The sequence below is a fragment of the Pseudomonas sp. NFX71 genome (assembly GCF_048079215.1).
In the GTDB taxonomy this organism is placed as follows: domain Bacteria; phylum Pseudomonadota; class Gammaproteobacteria; order Pseudomonadales; family Pseudomonadaceae; genus Aquipseudomonas; species Aquipseudomonas fluorescens_B.
In genome coordinates this window covers 6133869-6151959 of sequence record NZ_CP182230.1, presented here as the reverse complement: position 1 = coordinate 6151959, position 18091 = coordinate 6133869, and the positions used below count along the sequence as shown (strand labels likewise).

Here is an 18091-nt window from a genome sequence, read left to right as displayed (position 1 = left end):
GGGAAAAACGCGTCTTAACGTACGCGATATCAACCCTATGGAAGCGATCATGCTTTTAAAAAACAAGAGTTTCGTTGCTGTCATGTCATGCGCCATGATGCTTGCAGCCGCACCCTTACTCCCTGCTCACCTCTCTACCATGAGCGCCGCCTACGCGAAGGATGGTGGTGGTAACGGAGGCGGTAACGGAGGAGGCGGTAATGGGGGCGGTAATGGCGGCGGTAATGGCGGCGGTAATGGCGGTGGCCACGGCGGCGGTACCGGTGGTGGTCACAGCGGTTCAGATCACGGCAACGCTAACAGCAACGGCCGCGGTAATGGATTGAGCAGCGATCATGCCGGCAAGTCTGTTCGTGACCACGGCGAAAGTGGAAACCACTACGGCAATGATCGCAATGGTGAGCGCGGTCATGGCACAACGACTTCAGGCATCGCCCATTCCAAAGATACGCGTGGCGTGACCAAAGCCACGGCAATCTCGGACTCGACACCAGGGGACCACAACGGGAAAGGGTTGAGTAAAGCCGGGACGTCCGTATCAAAGAAATCGCACTGATCAGCGATATTCGCAGCACGCAACCCTGAACAAAACGGGCGCCCGACAAGGCGCCCGTTTTCATTGGCTCCGGTTTAAGTGCTATTCGTCCACGTTGATGCCCGATCCTCCCAGTTCCTTGGGGACATCCTTCAGCTTCGGCAATCCATCCTTGATACGCAACACAGTCTCCTGATAGTGAACGTGAACGCCTGGCGAGTACGCGAGATCCGGGATGACCGCGGCATATACATCGATCAGTCCTATCTCCGGGTGTTCAGTGAATAGATGCCCGCCGCACGTCTTGCACCACTTGCGGTAACTGCGCGAGGTCTTGTTGTAGGTGCCGATGTTGTCAGCCCCTCGAGTTACTTGCACCGCGTCGGGTTTCCACAGCGTGAAGGCATTGACCGGCCCTGCTGACCAATGCCGACACGACTCGCAATGGCAATAACCCATCCCGACCGGCTCGCCGCTGACGGTGAACTCGACTGCGCCGCAAAAACAACTGCCCTTGTAAGAGCGTTCAATGTTCATGGCGTGACTCCTTGATCAATGGTTTGCCTTCATTCGTCGATGTAGCGCACCGGCGTCGCCGGCGTGCGCCGCACCTGCAATTCGAAAATGTCAGGGCGCGCGTAATGCCCGGTAACGTCGAGCGCTCGCCGCGCTGGCGCCACGAGTGCGACGTCGATGTCCGCATACAAAATGCCGGCCTCGCGGTGCAGTGGACCGGCGACGATCCGGCCCTGCGGATTGACCACCACCGAGTCACCGTCGTTGATCCATTCATCCGGCTCGGCAAACAGTTGCGCACGCGCCGGGAAGTCGTCGGGGATGTCGCTGCCGCGCAGCGCGGTGCCGCTGCCGAGCACCCAACAGCGGCCTTCGAGCGCAATGTGACGCATCGTGCTGATCCAGCCATCGCCCGTGTCGTACGTGGGCGCGACGTAGATTTCCACCCCTTGGGCATACAGTGAATAGCGCGCCAGTGGCATGTAGTTTTCCCAGCAGATCAGCGCACCCACGCGGCCAACCGGTGTGTCCACCGTGCGCAACCCGGAGGCATCACCGAAGCCATGCACCATGCGCTCGGGATTCGTTGGCATCAGCTTGCGGTGGCGGTTGAGCACTGCGCCGTCCGCGCCGATAACGACTACGCTGTTATAGAGTGTGCCGCCACCCGTTTGCCGTTCGCATTCATTGATGCCGCACACGATCGTCACGGCGTGAACCCTGGCGGCTTCGCACAATTCGTTCAGGTCACCTTTCGCGATATCGACGGCGTTGGCCAGCAGCCGCGTGTGCAACTGTCCTACTACGGCCCCGTCCTTTCCCGCCGCCAGCCGCCAGATCCACGACGGGTAACCGGGAATGAACGATTCGGGCAAAACGATCAGCGAGGCTCCAGCCGCTGCTGCCTCGGCGACCGACTGCACGGCCCGGGCGATCGTCGCGCCGCGGTCGAGCAACACGGGCGGGCGCTGAATAATGGCTACCTTGGTCATGGCGTTCTCCGTTTGCACTTGGCTTCGAAGGCTTGAGCGTGCGCGTGGCGGAGTGACGGGGCTAGTTCACAATCTGAAGCGTTTCAGTCGCGGGGGCCAGGCAATGGACGAAAGCTACGGTCAGTTCTGCACGGTCGCACGCGGTGCCGAAGCACTGTGCGAACGCTGGACACCTTTGGTCGTGCGCGAGCTGTTGTGCGGGAGCAAGCGCTTCAACGAACTGCACCGCGGCGTACCCCGAATGTCCACCAGCCTGCTGGCACAGCGGCTGCGCCACCTGGAAGAAATCGGCGTCGTACACCGCTCGGCCACCGGCAAAGTCTGGGAGTACAGCCTGACCGAAGCGGGCGAGGAACTGCGCCCCATCATCATGGCACTGGGTCATTGGGGCGCACGCTGGATCGGCAGTCGCCTGCACGATGACCAACTCGACGCGGGCCTGCTGATGTGGGACGTGCGCCGGTTCGTGCGAATCGAAACATTCCCACCTCGACCGGTGGTCATCCACTTCAAATTCCGCGACGCCCGGCCCGGCGAGCAAGCGTGGTGGCTGGTGGTCGAGGAGGGCGTGGCCGACCTGTGCCGCGACGACCCCGGCCGTGAACTGACGCTGGTCGTGGATTCCAGCGTGCGCGCATTGACCGAAGTGTGGTCGGGCGATCGCACACCGCGGGAAGTGCTTCAGTCGCGAGAGTTGCGAGTGGATGGCGCGGTGAAGGATGCGGAATGTCTGTGGCGTTGGCTGGGCACGAGTGCGTTTGCGGGGACGCGAAGCGCGGCAGTCAATCGGTGATCTTGGCTGAGCCCGGGTCACGTTAACTGTTTGGAGTTAATCCGATGTTGAACGTGCTTTTCATCTGCAGCCAGAACCGCCTGCGAAGCCCCACGGCCGAACGACATTTCGCTGACTGGCCGGGCGTGAAAACTGCATCGGCAGGTATCAGTAACGATGCGTATATTCCAGTCAGCCTGGAGCTGCTGCAGTGGGCTGATCTGGTATGTGTCATGGAGCCGATTCATCGCAACAAACTGGTGGCTCGATTTGGTGCGGAGCTGGTGGACAAGCGTGTCGTTTGTTTGGACATTCCGGATGTTTATCAGTACATGGAGCCTGGGCTGGTCAAGGTGTTGGAGGTGAGAGTCAGGCGGTATTTGCCTTCCTGAGGTGATGCCTCCTGCTGGGCCGGTTCACGTTTGAACAGACTCTTTTTTTGCGTCTCGCGAGAAGCAGCACTAGTGGTCCCAAGACCGTTAGTCCCTTGTGCAGAAGACGGCAATCGGCTGTGGATTCAACCGGTCGATGCAGCAGGTTGGTTAAATCGATCAGCGGGCGGTTCGAATGTGGGCTTTAATGTCGTGCCCATAGGCAGCCTCGTTAGCTTCGACTCCGTACGAAGATGGAATGCGCCGACCGGCGGGTTCAGGTGGCCATGCACGTGTCTCATCAAGGAAGAATCGACATTGAAAATACCTTTCTACGCCCTGTTTTTGGCCTGTCTGACGACTATCGCACTCGCTGACGAAAACCCAATCGGCTTCCAGTCTTCCACACTACCGGACGCGCAAAATGACCGCTCACTGGAGATGGTCGTCTGGTACCCCAGTGCAACGACCGCCGCCACGCAATTGATCGGCGATGATGTGGTGTTTGTCGGAGCTTCTGCCGTTCGTGACGCGCCGCCCGCTGCCGGCAAGCATCCATTGGTCGTGCTCTCCCACGGGTACAGGGGAAACTGGAGCAACCAGATCTGGCTTGCCAGTGCTCTGGCTCACAGGGGTTACATCGTCGCTGCGATCAATCACCCTGGCACCACCACTCATGACCGTAGCCCTCAAGCAGCGGCGCAGTTGTGGCAGCGGCCCATTGATGTGCGCCGCGCCATTGATAGCGTCACGACTCAACCTGAAAAATTCGGCGTGGTCGCCAATGGCCAAATTGCAGTAGCGGGCCATTCACTCGGCGGCATGACCGCCCTGGAGATTGCCGGTGCTCGTTTCGACCCGGACCGCTTCGCTCAGCAGTGCAAAGCACACCCGCAGTTAGCCAGTTGCTCCGTCTATGGAAAGATAAACCCGGCAAGCACCGCAGAATCGAAGGCCGCGTTGGCCGCCGATTTGCGTGATAAACGCGTCACGGCCGTGGTGACATTGGACCTGGGCCTTTCACGGGGCCTGACCGATGAAAGCCTGGCCGCGCTGCCGGTACCCGCGCTGGTGATCGCTGCCGGCGTGCCGTCGCACGATCTACCCGCTGAGCTGGAGTCTGCCAACCTGGCCAAACGCCTGCCTCCAGCGTCAAGCCGTTACGTCGAAATCAGCGACGCCAGCCATTTCAGTTTCTTGTCGATGTGCAAGCCTGGCGCGCAGGCAATGCTCGAAGAAGAAGTACCGGGCGATGGCATCATTTGCCTGGATGGCGACAACGGTCGTGCGCGTGAAGTGATTCAACAGCAGGTTATATCGCTGATAGCGGAGTTTCTTCAGTCGTCTGTCTGGGCGCTGAGCGAGCGAAGTGAACAACTCGAACCGTCAGTCAGCCTTACAAGCCATACCCGGCCGCAATGATCAGCGGAGAAATCAGTAGCGTTGCCCAGAACCCCGATTTTGGAACCGCAACGACGCATATGATCGAGATCAAAAGTACATAGATGCCAACCATTTTCAGCAGCGCGAGATCGCCCACGGCCACGGCGTGAACCGCTGCCTGCCCTGCGAGCATGAAAAGCGGTCCCAGCATGGTAAACCAGAGCGCAGCACGCCGATCTTCGTGTGCTCTGAACTGGTCAACGAAGCCGCCACCTACAGCGGCGGCGAATGCTGTCTTGAACTTGATGATACCGAATGGGATGTGTAAGACGCCCAGGGCGAACAGGGTCCATGCGACGATGTTTGACATATCTTCCATGCTCCGTGGCGGTCAGTATTTCATCGGGTGTGTTGTACCTCAAAGACAGGTGTGGCCGCTCGCTATTTACTTCACGTGACTGACCGGCATTAGCCACATGAGTCCGGGTTTGACCCTTTGTCGCCTCCCAACCGATCACGCCTTCAAGGGTGTTTACTTCTAGTCAGACCCTTGTCTTTACAGAGAAGAGCGCGATGAGCATTGAACAGGTGGCCCCTGAAACGAAAGGGGTGGCGGTGAAGTTACTGGCAACGGTCGACCTCGGCCCCGAGATCGAGGGCATGGCAGGGCGCCAACTTCGAATGCGTTTGGTGACCATCGATCCTGGAGGCGTCTTCGGGCCGATTCACAACCATAAGGACAGACCAGGCACCGTCTACATACTGCAAGGAACGATCACTGATCACCGCGACGGAGTCGCCACCGACTATGGGCCGGGAGTGGGCTGGCCCGAAGACAGGAACACCACGCACTGGCTGGAGAACAGAGGCACCATTGCGGCGGTGGAAATCTCGGTTGATATCGTCAGGCAAGGGTGAGTTCGCTGACTGCATCGAGACAATGAACACGAAAAAGCCCGGCTGATCAGGCCGGGCTTTTTGGGCATTGCGGTGACGCGATTTGTTTATGCTGCGCGGCTTTCGATCAGGCGATCCGAGCCACCTTCAGCAACGCGGTTCTCGATCAAACGATCCGAGCCACCTTCGGCAACGCGGTTCTCGATCAGACGATCCGAGCCACCTTCGGCAACGCGGTTTTCGATCAGACGATCCGAGCCACCTTCGGCAACGCGGTTTTCGATCAGACGATCCGAGCCACCTTCGGCAACGCGGTTTTCGATCAGACGATCCGAGCCACCTTCGGCCACACGATTCTCGATCAAACGGTCCGAACCACCTTCAGCGACGCGGTTCTCGATCAAACGATCCGAGCCACCTTCGGCCACACGATTCTCGATCAAACGATCCGAACCACCTTCAGCCACACGACTTTCAATCAGACGATCCGAGCCGCCTTCAGCGACAACCGGGTGAGTCGAGGTCGCGGCAAAAGCGTTAACTGCAAAAACCGAGAAAGCGATGCTGAGGATGGTTTGGCGTTTCATGATCGTGTGCTCCGGGGTGTTGTTGGTTGGTATGGAGCCAATGTTACGCCGCGGATTTTTTATGAGAACTTCATTGACGTGATGGTGACCATCGACGGCATTGATAGAGCGAACGGCCTGCCTCTGGTGAACGTGATGATGGGGTGCAGCGCTGGCAACCGGAACGTGCCAGCACATTGATTACATTGCGTATCAACTGTAATGCGCGGCAACGTCTTTCTCAGCGCTGCCAGTGACAAATACAGTGACTCGCCACGATTTGCTCACCGGATGTACTAGCGGAGCAGGTGACGATCTCAATGTGTTTACTGCGTAATTAAGGTGTCTTTCATGATTCAGAACATGATGAAAACTGCTGGTCTGGCTGCACTTCTTGTCGCCAGCGCAGCAATGCCATTCGCCCAGGCACAATCATTGCCACTCGATAAAGTCGGTGCTTTGCATAATGAAGACGTGGAGTGGCGCAGCTTTCCAGCGTTCCCGAAAGAAGTGAAACTGGCTGTGTTGGCCGGCGACCCGAGCAAGCCAGCACCCTATGTGGTGAGAGTCAAAGTGCCCAGTGGCACCAAATTAATGCCCCATACCCATCCTGAAGATCGTATCTACACGGTGATGTCCGGTGTGTTCTACATTGGCTTCGGTACAGTTTTCGATCCGGCAAAACTGGTGGCTTACGGTCCGGGTAGCGTAGTGATACTGCCGGCCAATACGCCACATTTTCACTGGGCTAAATCAGGAGAGTACATCTCACAGGTTTACGGAACGGGTCCGCTGGGCCTCGAATATATTGATAGCCATGATGATCCCCGGAATGCGGCGAAGTAACTTCGCTTGAACTGAGCAACCCATGCCATTCGATGGCAGATAGGCTAGGATTCGATGCATCAAGCTATAAATCGCTCGACGCCAGACTCTTGCAAATCGCTGACTTCGAAGGCAACACATGGATTCTATCTGGGTAGCGGTAGCCATTTTCACCTGTTTGCTGGCAGCATCGTTGCTGATGATGCAACTGTATCCAAAGCTGGCAGCGCGCCACAAAGACGAAGACACGAATGCCGTGGTTCGTCTGGTGGCGAACATATTCGTGGTAATGACTTCGTTGGTATTCGGCCTGATGATTAATTCGGCCAAAAACACATTCGAAGCCATCGACTCCAATGTGCATGCTTATGCAACAAGTCTGATTATTCTCGATCGATCATTCCGAGCCTATGGCACCGCCGCAGAAAAGGCCCGGGGGCATCTGATGGTTTATGTCGAAGAGGCCATTGCCAATCCTTATCGGGGTGACCAGGCGCTACAGCACCAAAAAAGTCTCGCGGTCCAATATCTGGACGCTATCGGTGGGGCATTGACCGCCATCAAGCCAGTGGACCGCTTTCACGAGACCATGATGGTGGATATACGTCAGCAGTATCACTCTCTGATCGAACAGCGCTGGAAGATCGTTGAACAATCAGAGGGTGCCATCCCAGGCCCGCTGATCGGCATGCTGGTGGCATGGATGACACTTATCTACGCCAGTTTGGGGTACCGGGCGCCGCGAAACCCGATGGTCGTGGGCATGTTCACCGTATCGGCGCTACTCATAGCCGCCTCTGTTTATCTTGTACTGGACATGAATGTTCCGTTCCACGGCCCGATACAAATCTCAGATGCCCCGTTGCGCAGAGCGCTTGCAGAGATGCAGTTGTAGAGGCTTGGGTTTAGCAAAACACGGTTTTGAACAGGCTCGAATGCCTGTGCCTTCTGTATGAAAAATCAATCCACAGCCATAAACAGTCACTCGGTCTAGCCTGAGAAACCGTTGGCAATGCGAAACTCGAGATTGTTTTAAGCTCTCGTATTGACATATCGATAAATCTCGATATCCTCAGCTCATGGAATTGATCGAAATATTCAAAGCCCTCTCAAACCCGACGCGTCTTGAAATCCTGAAAGGTTTGAAGGATCCCGCAAAGAACTTCCCTCCGCAGGACGAAGGTGACGTTCTCACGGTCGGCGTTTGCGTCAGCAGTATTCAAGAAGGGATCGGACTGTCGCAGTCAACGGTGTCCGGTTATCTGGCCACGTTGCAACGAGTGGGCCTGGTCGAAGTCAGGCGCATCGGTCAGTGGACCTACTACAAACGCAATGAAGCAACCATCAGCGCGCTTGCCGAGATCATCGGGAAAGATCTGTAATTTTTTACCGCAGCATATCGAGATATCTCGATATTCCACTTTATCGATGCGAGGATTTACTATGAAAGCGATGATGCTTAAATCATTCGGCGGTCCTGAATCGTTCGAACTTTGCGACGTGCCCAAGCCCGTGCCGCAAACAGGGCAGGTCCTGGTCCGGGTGCACGCAACCTCCATCAATCCATTGGATTACCAGGTTCGACGTGGCGATTATCCCGACCTGGTGCCACTGCCGGCCATTACCGGGCACGACGTCTCTGGCGTTGTCGAAGCAGTTGGGCCAGGTGTGACGACCTTCGCTCCAGGAGACGAAGTCTGGTACACCCCGCAAATATTTGAAGGGCCAGGCAGTTATGCCGAGTACCACATCGCGGCCGAAAATATTGTCGGGAAAAAGCCTCCCTCGTTGAGCCATCTTGAGGCGGCAAGCCTGACCCTGGTTGGCGGAACGGCGTGGGAAGCACTGGTCGTGCGTGCGGCGCTCAGGGTAGGGGAAAGCATTCTTGTCCACGGCGGCGCGGGAGGCGTCGGTCATGTCGCGATCCAGCTGGCGAAAGCCATTGGCGCAAGGGTGTTCACGACCGTGCGTGAAGCAAACGTTGAGTTCGCACGCAGCATGGGGGCCGATGTGATCATCGACTATGAAAAAGAAGATTATGTTGATGCCGTCATTCGGGAAACGGGTGGCCGCGGCGTTGATGTTGTGTTCGACACCATCGGCGGCAACACATTGTCACGCAGCCCCGACGTGCTCGCACAACTGGGTCGCGTCGTCACGATCGTAGACATTGCGCAGCCACAAAACGTCGTTCAAGCCTGGGGCAAAAACGCGAGTTATCACTTCGTTTTCACCCGGCAAAACCGCGGCAAGCTCGATGAGTTGAGCGCATTGATAGCGCGCGGTCAGCTACGGCCACACGTTGGCGCCGTCTATTCGCTTGCCGACATTCCCCTCGCACATGCCCGGCTGGAAAGTCTTAACAACGGTATTCAAGGAAAAATCGCGATTGCTGTCGAGCCATCGCTCATCTCGTAAGTGCGCACTTTCAATCGTTCACGTCCATTCAGAGGTACGCCATGATTTATGAAATCGCTCTGCTCCCCGTTCACAAAGAACGGATTGAACCGTTCCGACGTGCATTCGCCGAGGTCGCTCCTTTGCTCAGCCGCGCCGAAGGTTACGGCGGCCACTTGCTTGCGCAAGGGATCGAAAGCCCCGAGATGTTCAACCTGATAGTGAGGTGGCGATCACTCGAAGATCACACGCCGGGCTTCGAAGCGAGTGAAGACCATCGGCTGTTCATGATGGGCATAGAGGAATATTTTTCGGGAGAACCGAAGGTCTTCCATATTGAGGGCGAAAACTTTAGGACTGACGGGCCTCGCACATTGAAATAACTTGCAACCCTTGCGTGATTGAGAAATTCCACGCGTCTCTCTAGATTTTTTCCCACAACGCCGGGCCCCTCTGACAGCGAATAGCTGCCATGTCGGAGTTGCAGTTTGTACAACTTCGACACTTGGAGGAGGGGCTCATGACTGCCCTGGAACCGTTCTTTCTTGCCGAGTTTCTCGGCACCGCCACTTGGTTGTGGCTCGCTTTTATCAGCATCGTTAGCGGCCTGTTGATCTTCGACCTCGGGGTGCTACACCGCGGGCATCGAGAAATCGGCGTTCGTGAAAGCCTGCTGCTGTCTGCTGGCTATATCACCGCTGGCTTGCTGTTCGGCCTCTGGGTCTGGCAGGTCAAGGGCGGTGACGCCGGGATGGATTTCTACACCGGCTTTCTGATCGAGAAATCGCTGTCGATGGACAACGTATTCCTGATGGCGATGATCTTCAGCTTTCTCTCCATTCCGCGTAAGTATCAGCACGAGGTGCTGTTCTGGGGCATTCTCGGTGTGATAGTGCTGCGCGCTGTCATGATTGGCCTGGGGGCGGCGCTGATCGCCGAGTTCAGTTGGATTCTCTATGTGTTCGGCATCTTCCTGCTGTTGACCGGGGTAAAGATGCTGTTCAGCAAGATCGATGCCCAGCCCAACCTTAGCGATAACCTGCTGGTGAAGTTCCTGCGCAAACACATGCGGGTGACCGATCGCTTGCATGAAGGGCGCTTCTTCGTCCGCCAGGCGGATGCCAGTGGCAAGTCCGTGGTCTGGGCGACGCCGTTGTTCCTGGCCCTGGTGCTGATCGAGTGTGCCGATTTGGTCTTCGCTGTGGACAGCGTGCCGGCGATCTTTGCCATCACCCAGGACCCCTTCATCGTCTACACCTCCAACATCTTCGCCATCCTTGGCCTGCGTGCGTTGTATTTCGCCCTGGCGGCGATGATTCACCGCTTCGCCTATCTCAAGTACGCCCTGGCGCTGGTGCTGGTGTTTATCGGCGGCAAGATCTTCATGGTCGGCATCATCGGCAAGATTCCGGCGGTCATTTCCCTGAGCGTGACCCTGGCTTTGCTGCTGGGCGGCGTGCTGCTATCGCTTTGGAAAACCCGCGACCAGGCCTCTGCCGGCCCGCAGGTTTAGATCCGGACAGATGGCGGCTGCCACACGAAAACGGCAAACCCGGCGCGAGGGCCGGGTTTGGATAATCCGTGCCAGTCATGCGTGCGGCGAATATCGGCATTTCGACGACTATCAGCGTGGCGCTTCAACTTAAGAGGGGGCATGGGGGTAACTATTGATAAGTCCATCGACAGGTAGACATTAGCTACGCTCTATCAAGAATAGATACTTGCCGAGGTACTAATGCACGCCAGAACAACCACCTTGCCCGCCCTTACGCTCCTTGCGTTTTGCTGTCAGCAAGTGTGGGCTGGCGGCATCATGCTCTACGAAGTCGGCACCGATAACGCCGGCCTCGCCAACGCCGGTGCCGCCGCCCGCGCCCAAGGCCCTTCGACAATATCCAGTAATCCGGCGGGCATGAGCTACCTGCCAGGCACGCAGATCACCGGCGGTTTGCAAGTGCTTTACGGCGACCTGACCTTCGATCGAGATTCCGACACCAATGTCCCTGGCAGCAGAAGTGGCAATGCCCTTGATCCGATTCCCGGCGGCAGCTTCTTCATCTCGCATGAGCTTGACGATCACTGGAGTGTCGGTTTCGGCCAGTACGGCGATTTCGGTCTGGCGGTCAATTACGACAACGACTGGTCCGGGCGTTACTTCGCGCAAAACTCCAGCCTGCTCGGCTTGTCCCTGGTGCCCAGCGTGGCGTATCGCTTCAACGAGCAATGGTCGGTGGGCGTGGGCATCAAGGCCATGTACGGCATGTTGCAGGCGCAAACGGCTATCGACCGGTCCCCCTTCGGTTTCACCGACCGCACGGACGGTCAGTACAAATACAAGGATGGCACCTGGGGCTATGGCGCCAACGTCGGGGTGATCTACGCCCCGCAAGCCGGCACGCGCATAGGCCTGACCTATACCAGCAAAGTCGACTTGAACTTCGAAGACCGGCTGGATGTGCAAGGCGACGGCCGTCTGCTGGAGCGCGTCAACAACACCAATATCAAACTCGACACGACAGTGCCGCAGACCCTGACCCTGAGCCTTTTCCAACAACTGGACCAGCAATGGGCGTTGCTGGCCTCAGCCAACTGGCAGGACTGGTCGGAATTCGGCGATATCGGAGTGCAGGTCGACACCACCGCGCTCGGCACGCAATCGAAAACGGTCGATGCCGGTTTCAAGGACACCTGGCACTTGTCACTGGGCGCGCAGTACCAAGCCGCCGAGCAGTGGCTGTGGAATGTTGGTGTGGCCTACGACAGTAGCGCAGTCTCGGACAGCAAACGCAGCGTAATCGTGCCCATGGGCGAATCCTGGCGGATTGCCGCGGGAGCCACCTATGCCCTGAACAGGGACACCGATGTCAATCTCAGCTGGGCCATGGTCTGGCTGGGCGACATGCCGGTGGACCAGACCAAATCCGTGTCAGGCACTCGAACTTCCGGTCAGTTCGACAATGCCTGGATTCAAGCGCTGACCGGCAACATGACCTGGCGATTCTGATGCTCAGTAAACGAAAGAACGTCCATTTCATCCAAAGAGTAAAACCACTAAGGATCTGTCCGGTAATCTGGAAATCAGGTTCCAATCGTCGTTCAAACTGAATGGGAGTACCGGCTGGAGATTAGTGACGCTGCGTATTCCGTCACCTGCAAGCCCCATCTTTTGATCCCAGTCCGCGACCTACTGGCCTTCTAAACACCACCAACAATTTCAGGTAGGTATAGCTGGATTATTTGGCGTTGGCCGCAGTTGAAAAATGGAAAGAAAATTTCTCGCCCCCCGCAACCTTTTCCACCTATCGATGAGCGACTGACTGGCCGAACAGTCATCCGGTCGGGTAGAAACCCAGGCGTTCCCCCATCCTCACTAAACAAATTCACAATCACTGACTGGTTGATTTATCTCAACTCTGTCCGCCCGGGCTTCGTAATACTTCAGCAGTGCTGAGCACGAAAATAATAGAGGCAGGCTTGATTACGGTGTGAGGGTAAGCACAGTCAGAATGACGCCACTGCACCGTGCTGTCGCCATTTCAGGGTCTGCGCTGTTCGTTGATTTGTACGAAATGATGCCCGACGTCAGAAGCAGTTTCGGGAATGTGTTTGCAAACACGAGGAGAAAAACATGCTAGCTCCGCTTCCCAAACAAATAGCGCTCGCACTTTTATCGACCTGCGTTGCCATCGGCGCAGCGCATGCCGCTCCCAATGAGGCCTCCGAGGTCACTCGAAAAGCCAACGACGCCTTGCTCAGCTACTTACCCTTTGCCAATAAACAAGACTTCGAAGACGCGAACCACGGCTTCATTGCCGATTTACCCAGCCCTGTGATCACAGGCGATGCGGGCAACACCGTGATTGATCTGTCTCAGTACGATTTCCTCAAGACAGAAGGCCCGACACCCACCACCGTCAACCCGAGTTTATGGCGGCAATCGCAGTTGCTGGCGATTCGAGGTTTGTTCAAAGTGGTGGATGGCATCTATCAGGTGCGCAATATCGACCTGGCCAACATCACCTTCGTGCGAGGCAAAACCGGTTGGATCGTAATCGACCCACTGACCTCGGCGGAAACAGCCAGAGCGGCACTGGCGCTGGTCAATGACAAGGTTGAAAAACTTCCGGTGTCTGCGGTGATCTTCACCCATTCACATGTCGACCACTTCGCTGGCGTGCGTGCCATTGTCACTGAAGCCGATGCGAAATCCGGCAAAGTCCCAGTGATCGCCCCTGAAGGTTTCATGGAGGAAGCGGTCAGTGAAAACGTGTTTGCCGGCACTGCGATGAGCCGTCGTGCTTCTTACATGTATGGCAACCTGTTGCCAAAAGGCTCCAAAGGGACAGTCAGTGGTGGCTTGGGCATAACCACGGCAGCCGGCACCATCACGCTGCTCGAACCGAACAAACTGATCGAGAAAACCGGAGAAACACTTAGCGTCGATGGCATCGAGGTGGTGTTCCAAATGGCACCCGGCACCGAAGCTCCGGCGGAAATGCTGTTCTACTTCCCGCAATTCAAAGCCATTGACCTGGCAGAGGATGCCAACCACACCTTGCACAACATACTTACCCTGCGTGGTGCGAAAGTTCGCAGCGCGCAGAAGTGGGCCAGCGCTCTGGGGCAAACCCTTGATCTGTGGGGGGCGGATGCCGTGGTGTCGTTCGGTAGCCACCATTGGCCGCAGTGGGGTAATGATCGCGTTGTGCAGCATCTCGAGAAACAGCGCGACCTCTACAAGTACATTAACGATCAGACGCTGCGCATGGCCAATCAGGGCATGACCATGAACGAGATCGCCGAGGCGTTCGTCCTGCCTGATAGCCTGGCCAAAGAGTTTTATAACCGGGGTTACTACGGCAATCTCAAACACAACGTGCGCGCGACCTATCAGCTGTATTTAGGCTTCTGGGACGGTAACCCCGCGAACTTCGACCCGCTGCCGCCAGCAGAGGAAGCGAAAAAGTATGTCGAGATGATCGGCGCCGACAAAATGATTGATACAGCCACAGCGGCCTATGCCAAAGGCGAGTATCGCTGGGCAGCAACCGTGGCCAACAAGGTGGTTTTTGCGGACCCGAAAAACCAGGCGGCACGTGCCATCGAGGCCGATGCTCTGGAACAGATGGGTTACCAGGCCGAGTCCGGCCCGGCGCGAAACTTTTACCTGTCCGGTGCGCAGGAACTGCGTGGTGGCGTGAAAAAAATGGTCACGCCCAATACCAGTTCACCTGACATCATTCGCGGCATGACCACTGAAATGTTTCTCGACTTCCTGGCCATTCACTTGAACGGCCCTAGAGTCGGAGACAAGTCATACCTCTTCAACCTCAACTTCCCCGACATTAACGCCAAGTACGTGTTGACCGTAAAAAACGGCGTCATGAACTACAGCAAAGACAAGCAATTGGATAAGGCCGATGGCACTGTCACTCTTAACCGAACCACCCTCGACGACATTGCCCTGGGCAAACTGAAATTGGGCAATCTGTCGGAAAGCGGCGAAGTGACCATCGACGGCGACAAGGCCAAATTCAAGGAAATGCTGACCCACTTCGACCAGTTTGACTTCTGGTTCACCATTTCCGAGCCTTAGCCCAGACGAGCCTGCACCTGTAAAGAACGCCCCACAGTTGGGGCGTTCACGTATCGGAGGTTGGTAGAGAAGGGGCATCTATCGGCCAAGTCGGGAAACCCGCCAGGAAATTTAGCTATATATTGGTTTCGCTGTCCTCGATGCGGTCAGCCATGCGTCGTCTAAACAAGGAGACTCCGATGACCACTGCACATGTTTTCATCGCCACCAGCCTGGATGGCTTCATCGCCCGACCCGACGGTGACATTGACTGGCTTTTGCAGCGCGATGATCAGAGCGAGGATCACGGCTACCTGGCCTTCATCGCCGACAAGGATGCGATCGTGATGGGGCGGGGGAGCTATGAGAAAGTGCTGACCTTCGACACCTGGTTCTACGACCGGCCAGTGGTGGTGTTGTCTCAACAGTTGGCCGGCTCGCAGGTGCCTGAGGCGCTAGAGGGCAAGGTGCGTTTTTCCAACCTCACGCCTTCAGACCTGTTGGCGGAAATGGCCAGCCAAGGTGTGCGTCGAGTCTATGTCGATGGCGGGCAGTTAGTGCAATCATTCCTGCGTGACGGGTTAGTCGCCGATATGGTGATCACCACCGTTCCCGTGCTGATCGGGTCGGGAAGACCATTGTTCGGGGCTCTTACGCAGGACATTGCTTTGAAGCTGGTCACCAGTCGGTGCTTTCCTTCGGGGCTCGTGCAGTCTACCTATCAGTTGGTGCGTTGATCTTCTGAAGGGGAGGCCGGATCAAAGGCGAGGGTGAGATGGCAAATGCCGCTCCATCCACTGTGCAACGGTGGTGGTTTCGAGTTGCCGTTCGCCGTTGAAACTCTGCGCCTTGGCCCACGCGACACCTTTACCCTCGGCAAACACCGCCCGGTACTTGCGCATCGGATCATCGGGTGCGCCAGCCAGATCGGCCATGAGCGCGGGCACTGTCCATTCGACACGCTCGACTGTGCGGTTCAGCACGCGGTCGACAGTGTCGGCCAATTGCCCGTAGGTGAGGGTGTCACCGGTGACGTAGACAACCTGATTCACCCGCTCTGGATCGAACAGGATAACGGCGGTCAGCCGGCCAATGTCCTCCGGCGTGGTGACCGTCACGGCAGTGTTCCAACTGCCCAGGGCGCGGACGGTGTTCTGCGCCAGATCGACCACGCCGAACGCGGGCTCGAACAGGAAACTGGTAAACATGCCGGTCGAAATGATCAGCCATTGCAGCCGCGATTGAGCGCGCAGCAATTGGCGCACATCCAGCTGCTCGTCAAACAGATCTTGCGGGCTGCCCCGGCCGATCACGTCGTAATCCACACCGAACTGCCACGGCACATACCGCTTCACCTCCGACTGCAACGCAGCACGGGCGAGTTTGACTTGCGTCCCGCTACCGGCGACGAAGCCGAGGCAACTGATCAGCGTATCGAAACCGCTGAACTGCGCGGCCAGTTGCTCTAAGGAATCGTTCGCCGCATCGCCCGGCAGCACCTCGATACCCAGCGTGTCCAGTTCTTCGAGCGTTTGGCGTTTGTGCGCGGGCGTGTTATCGATGGCCGACGGCCGCAGCATCACCGTGACGCGAGCCTCCGGCCGAGCAGCCAGTTCTCGCAGGACGGCCATGCCAAGCTCGCCGGCACCGAGTACCAGAATGTTTTCGGTTATTGCAGGATTGAGCGGGTGCATCGACAACTCCCAATGAATGATCGGCAACGATTGTTTTTCTATCCTGTCACCCTTGGCGAACGTTCAGAAGAAGGCACACGCGTGATACCGCATGACGAAATGAGTGAAGAAGAGGTGATCCGCCAGTCCCAAGCCGCGTGCGATGCGCTCAGCGCCGAGGACGACGGACTCAAGCGCGAAGTGTTGACCCATGCGGGCAATCGCTGGTCGCTGGGCATCGTTCATACCCTGGGGAGCGCGGGGAAATTGCGTCACGCTGAAATTGGAAGGCGCTTGGAGGGGGTTACGCAACGCATGCTGACTCGGAGTTTGCGGCAACTGGAGCGTGATGGATTGATTGTGCGTTTTGATTACGGCGAGGTGCCGCCGAGGGTTGATTATGAGTTGACGCCGTTGGGGCGGAGTTTTTTGGCGCGGATGGTGCCGTTGTGGAGTTGGTTGTTGGAGAATGCGGATGGTTTTCGGGCTGCGCGGGGGAGGTTTGATGGTGAGAACCGATCTGGTGAGGCGTAAAAAGAAAAAGTTATTGGCGAAAACGCACAATGGGTAAGAAGCACGTCGTTGAAATTATCGCCGCGAGAATCATTTGGCGATGAGTCGCCTGAGCATTCCGAATACGCTAAAAAGCTGTTTGGTCAGCAATACGTATTGGCCCCAATCGCACATAAAAAGAGATCTAGCGTGGTCACATTCAACTTTTTCTTGAACAGCGTAGGTTTGGATTTATCAAGGGTACGTCTTGTACGGCATCAGGATCAGCGCGCATCGCGCGGTAAGACACCTTACGACCTCTGGGTCGCGGGTGATGGGCGATTTGACGAATACCAATCGATTCAATCAAGAGATGTTTTTAGCAATGCTGACTGGGTGGCAGCGTTTGTCGCTACTCCGCTTAACGAAACGCTTTTTGTGGGGCTATATCGGGTTGTCGGTCAATCCACTGTCCCGATGGAGACGAAAGATCCAGTGAGTGGCGAAGATGTCAGCGGATTGCACCTGTATGACATGCAGTCCGATGAAAGTCTTTGCGATTACATAGGACGACTGGTGATTGAATGGGGACCTGGTTTGCGGAGTTGGGTGCAGCGAGCTGATAACCAGGATAAAAAAGTGTTGGAAATGCGTCGAGTTGCGATCGAACCTCCATTCCCGGGATTTGGCTCGTTTCGTTGGCCGGTTCGAGAGCTGAGTTCTATCCCTATCTCTTGGCGCACTGCACTATCAGTGGTTCGGGGTGTGTATGCGTTGACGTGCCTTAAAACCGGTCGACTTTATGTGGGCTCTGCGTACGGCTCGGACGGTTTTTGGGGCCGCTGGCAGGATTATTTTGCGACCGGCCATGGCGGAAATATTGGGCTGAAGGTGCTGGAAGATCACGATTTTCAAGTCGCAATACTTGAGGTGTCTTCATCCGCTGCGGGAGAAACAGAAATCATAGCCAGAGAAGGGGAGTGGAAGGAGAAACTGCTTACACGGCGGTTCGGACTCAATATCAATTAGCAGTAAGTTTTGAGTCGACCGAATCGCATCGAGGGTGGGGCCGACTCGCGTTATACCTCGCAGAGGAA

The 18091-nt window shown here is 56.6% G+C and carries 21 protein-coding genes and 1 pseudogene; 16 read left to right on the top strand and 6 right to left on the bottom strand.

The genetic code is table 11. The annotated features are described in order from the left end of the window. Nucleotides 1-49 precede the first annotated feature (49 nt). Nucleotides 50-556 (top strand): hypothetical protein, encoded by a 507-nt coding sequence (locus ACM1ZW_RS28600; protein WP_416740857.1) that lies wholly within the window; start codon nt 50-52, stop codon nt 554-556. Nucleotides 557-637: 81 nt separating this feature from the next. Here ACM1ZW_RS28600 and ACM1ZW_RS28595 read toward each other — a convergent pair whose 3' ends face one another. Both ACM1ZW_RS28595 and ACM1ZW_RS28590 read right to left on the bottom strand, forming a co-directional pair. After that, nucleotides 638-1072 carry a GFA family protein gene (locus ACM1ZW_RS28595; RefSeq protein WP_017338392.1) on the bottom strand — a complete coding sequence of 145 codons (435 nt, stop codon included), beginning with the start codon at nt 1070-1072 and terminating at the stop codon, nt 638-640. 29 nt (nt 1073-1101) lie between these two features. After that, nucleotides 1102-2043, bottom strand: a complete 942-nt coding sequence (locus ACM1ZW_RS28590; RefSeq protein WP_414878356.1) for a carbon-nitrogen hydrolase family protein — start codon at nt 2041-2043, stop codon at nt 1102-1104. 103 nt (nt 2044-2146) lie between these two features. Between ACM1ZW_RS28590 and ACM1ZW_RS28585 the strand changes: the two genes are divergently transcribed. The 3 genes from ACM1ZW_RS28585 (at nt 2147) to ACM1ZW_RS28575 (ending at nt 4608) form a co-directional block, all read left to right on the top strand. Further along, complete coding sequence (locus ACM1ZW_RS28585) at nt 2147-2836, top strand: winged helix-turn-helix transcriptional regulator (protein ID WP_017338394.1); 690 nt, start codon at nt 2147-2149, stop codon at nt 2834-2836. A 44-nt stretch (nt 2837-2880) separates the two neighbouring features. Then, entirely contained in the window at nt 2881-3207 is a 327-nt protein-coding gene (locus ACM1ZW_RS28580) for a low molecular weight protein tyrosine phosphatase family protein (protein WP_416739836.1), read from the top strand. 297 nt (nt 3208-3504) lie between these two features. Then, nucleotides 3505-4608, top strand: coding sequence for an alpha/beta hydrolase family protein (locus tag ACM1ZW_RS28575; RefSeq protein WP_416740856.1), 1104 nt, complete (start codon nt 3505-3507; stop codon nt 4606-4608). On the opposite strand, the gene ACM1ZW_RS28570 is transcribed toward ACM1ZW_RS28575, so the two are convergent. Then, nucleotides 4583-4939 carry a DUF6463 family protein gene (locus tag ACM1ZW_RS28570; RefSeq protein ID WP_414878358.1) on the bottom strand — a complete coding sequence of 119 codons (357 nt, stop codon included), beginning with the start codon at nt 4937-4939 and terminating at the stop codon, nt 4583-4585. The genes ACM1ZW_RS28575 and ACM1ZW_RS28570 overlap by 26 nt on opposite strands. A 203-nt stretch (nt 4940-5142) precedes the next feature. On the opposite strand from ACM1ZW_RS28570, the gene ACM1ZW_RS28565 reads away from it, so the two are divergent. Further along, nucleotides 5143-5487 (top strand): cupin domain-containing protein, encoded by a 345-nt coding sequence (locus ACM1ZW_RS28565; RefSeq protein ID WP_017338397.1) that lies wholly within the window; start codon nt 5143-5145, stop codon nt 5485-5487. An 86-nt stretch (nt 5488-5573) separates the two neighbouring features. Here ACM1ZW_RS28565 and ACM1ZW_RS28560 read toward each other — a convergent pair whose 3' ends face one another. Next, nucleotides 5574-6053 carry a phage infection protein gene (locus tag ACM1ZW_RS28560; RefSeq protein ID WP_150653215.1) on the bottom strand — a complete coding sequence of 160 codons (480 nt, stop codon included), beginning with the start codon at nt 6051-6053 and terminating at the stop codon, nt 5574-5576. Nucleotides 6054-6383: 330 nt separating this feature from the next. Here ACM1ZW_RS28560 and ACM1ZW_RS28555 point away from each other — a divergent pair, with 330 nt between their 5' ends. The 7 genes from ACM1ZW_RS28555 to ACM1ZW_RS28525 all read left to right on the top strand — a co-directional run bounded on the left by ACM1ZW_RS28555 (nt 6384) and on the right by ACM1ZW_RS28525 (nt 12258). Continuing rightward, entirely contained in the window at nt 6384-6878 is a 495-nt protein-coding gene (locus tag ACM1ZW_RS28555; protein WP_017338398.1) for a cupin domain-containing protein, read from the top strand. A gap of 118 nt (nt 6879-6996) precedes the next feature. Continuing rightward, entirely contained in the window at nt 6997-7752 is a 756-nt protein-coding gene (locus tag ACM1ZW_RS28550) for a DUF4239 domain-containing protein (RefSeq protein WP_017338399.1), read from the top strand. Between the two features lie 184 nt (nt 7753-7936). Beyond that, nucleotides 7937-8239, top strand: coding sequence for an ArsR/SmtB family transcription factor (locus ACM1ZW_RS28545; protein WP_017338400.1), 303 nt, complete (start codon nt 7937-7939; stop codon nt 8237-8239). A gap of 61 nt (nt 8240-8300) precedes the next feature. Further along, nucleotides 8301-9275 carry a zinc-dependent alcohol dehydrogenase family protein gene (locus ACM1ZW_RS28540; protein ID WP_416739835.1) on the top strand — a complete coding sequence of 325 codons (975 nt, stop codon included), beginning with the start codon at nt 8301-8303 and terminating at the stop codon, nt 9273-9275. A 41-nt stretch (nt 9276-9316) separates the two neighbouring features. Further along, entirely contained in the window at nt 9317-9637 is a 321-nt protein-coding gene (locus tag ACM1ZW_RS28535; protein WP_414878361.1) for an antibiotic biosynthesis monooxygenase family protein, read from the top strand. Between the two features lie 137 nt (nt 9638-9774). Beyond that, the gene (locus ACM1ZW_RS28530) at nt 9775-10767 is read left to right on the top strand and encodes a TerC family protein (RefSeq protein WP_414878362.1); all 993 of its coding nucleotides are present in this window, start codon (nt 9775-9777) and stop codon (nt 10765-10767) included. Nucleotides 10768-10989: 222 nt separating this feature from the next. Beyond that, nucleotides 10990-12258 (top strand): OmpP1/FadL family transporter, encoded by a 1269-nt coding sequence (locus ACM1ZW_RS28525; RefSeq protein WP_416739834.1) that lies wholly within the window; start codon nt 10990-10992, stop codon nt 12256-12258. Between the two features lie 66 nt (nt 12259-12324). Here the strand turns inward: ACM1ZW_RS28525 and ACM1ZW_RS28520 are convergent. Continuing rightward, nucleotides 12325-12432 (bottom strand): annotated as a pseudogene (locus tag ACM1ZW_RS28520) (transporter); the annotation flags it as partial. A 450-nt stretch (nt 12433-12882) separates the two neighbouring features. Between ACM1ZW_RS28520 and ACM1ZW_RS28515 the strand changes: the two are divergent. Both ACM1ZW_RS28515 and ACM1ZW_RS28510 read left to right on the top strand, forming a co-directional pair. Next, nucleotides 12883-14850 carry an alkyl/aryl-sulfatase gene (locus ACM1ZW_RS28515; protein ID WP_416739833.1) on the top strand — a complete coding sequence of 656 codons (1968 nt, stop codon included), beginning with the start codon at nt 12883-12885 and terminating at the stop codon, nt 14848-14850. Between the two features lie 179 nt (nt 14851-15029). Beyond that, complete coding sequence (locus ACM1ZW_RS28510) at nt 15030-15566, top strand: dihydrofolate reductase family protein (RefSeq protein WP_416739832.1); 537 nt, start codon at nt 15030-15032, stop codon at nt 15564-15566. Nucleotides 15567-15587: 21 nt separating this feature from the next. On the opposite strand, the gene ACM1ZW_RS28505 is transcribed toward ACM1ZW_RS28510, so the two are convergent. Then, nucleotides 15588-16523, bottom strand: a complete 936-nt coding sequence (locus tag ACM1ZW_RS28505; protein WP_416739831.1) for an aromatic alcohol reductase — start codon at nt 16521-16523, stop codon at nt 15588-15590. A gap of 99 nt (nt 16524-16622) precedes the next feature. Here ACM1ZW_RS28505 and ACM1ZW_RS28500 point away from each other — a divergent pair, with 99 nt between their 5' ends. Both ACM1ZW_RS28500 and ACM1ZW_RS28495 read left to right on the top strand, forming a co-directional pair. Then, complete coding sequence (locus ACM1ZW_RS28500; RefSeq protein WP_416740855.1) at nt 16623-17036, top strand: winged helix-turn-helix transcriptional regulator; 414 nt, start codon at nt 16623-16625, stop codon at nt 17034-17036. Between the two features lie 48 nt (nt 17037-17084). Continuing rightward, complete coding sequence (locus ACM1ZW_RS28495) at nt 17085-18023, top strand: GIY-YIG nuclease family protein (RefSeq protein ID WP_416739830.1); 939 nt, start codon at nt 17085-17087, stop codon at nt 18021-18023. The last annotated feature ends 68 nt before the right edge of the window (nt 18024-18091 follow it).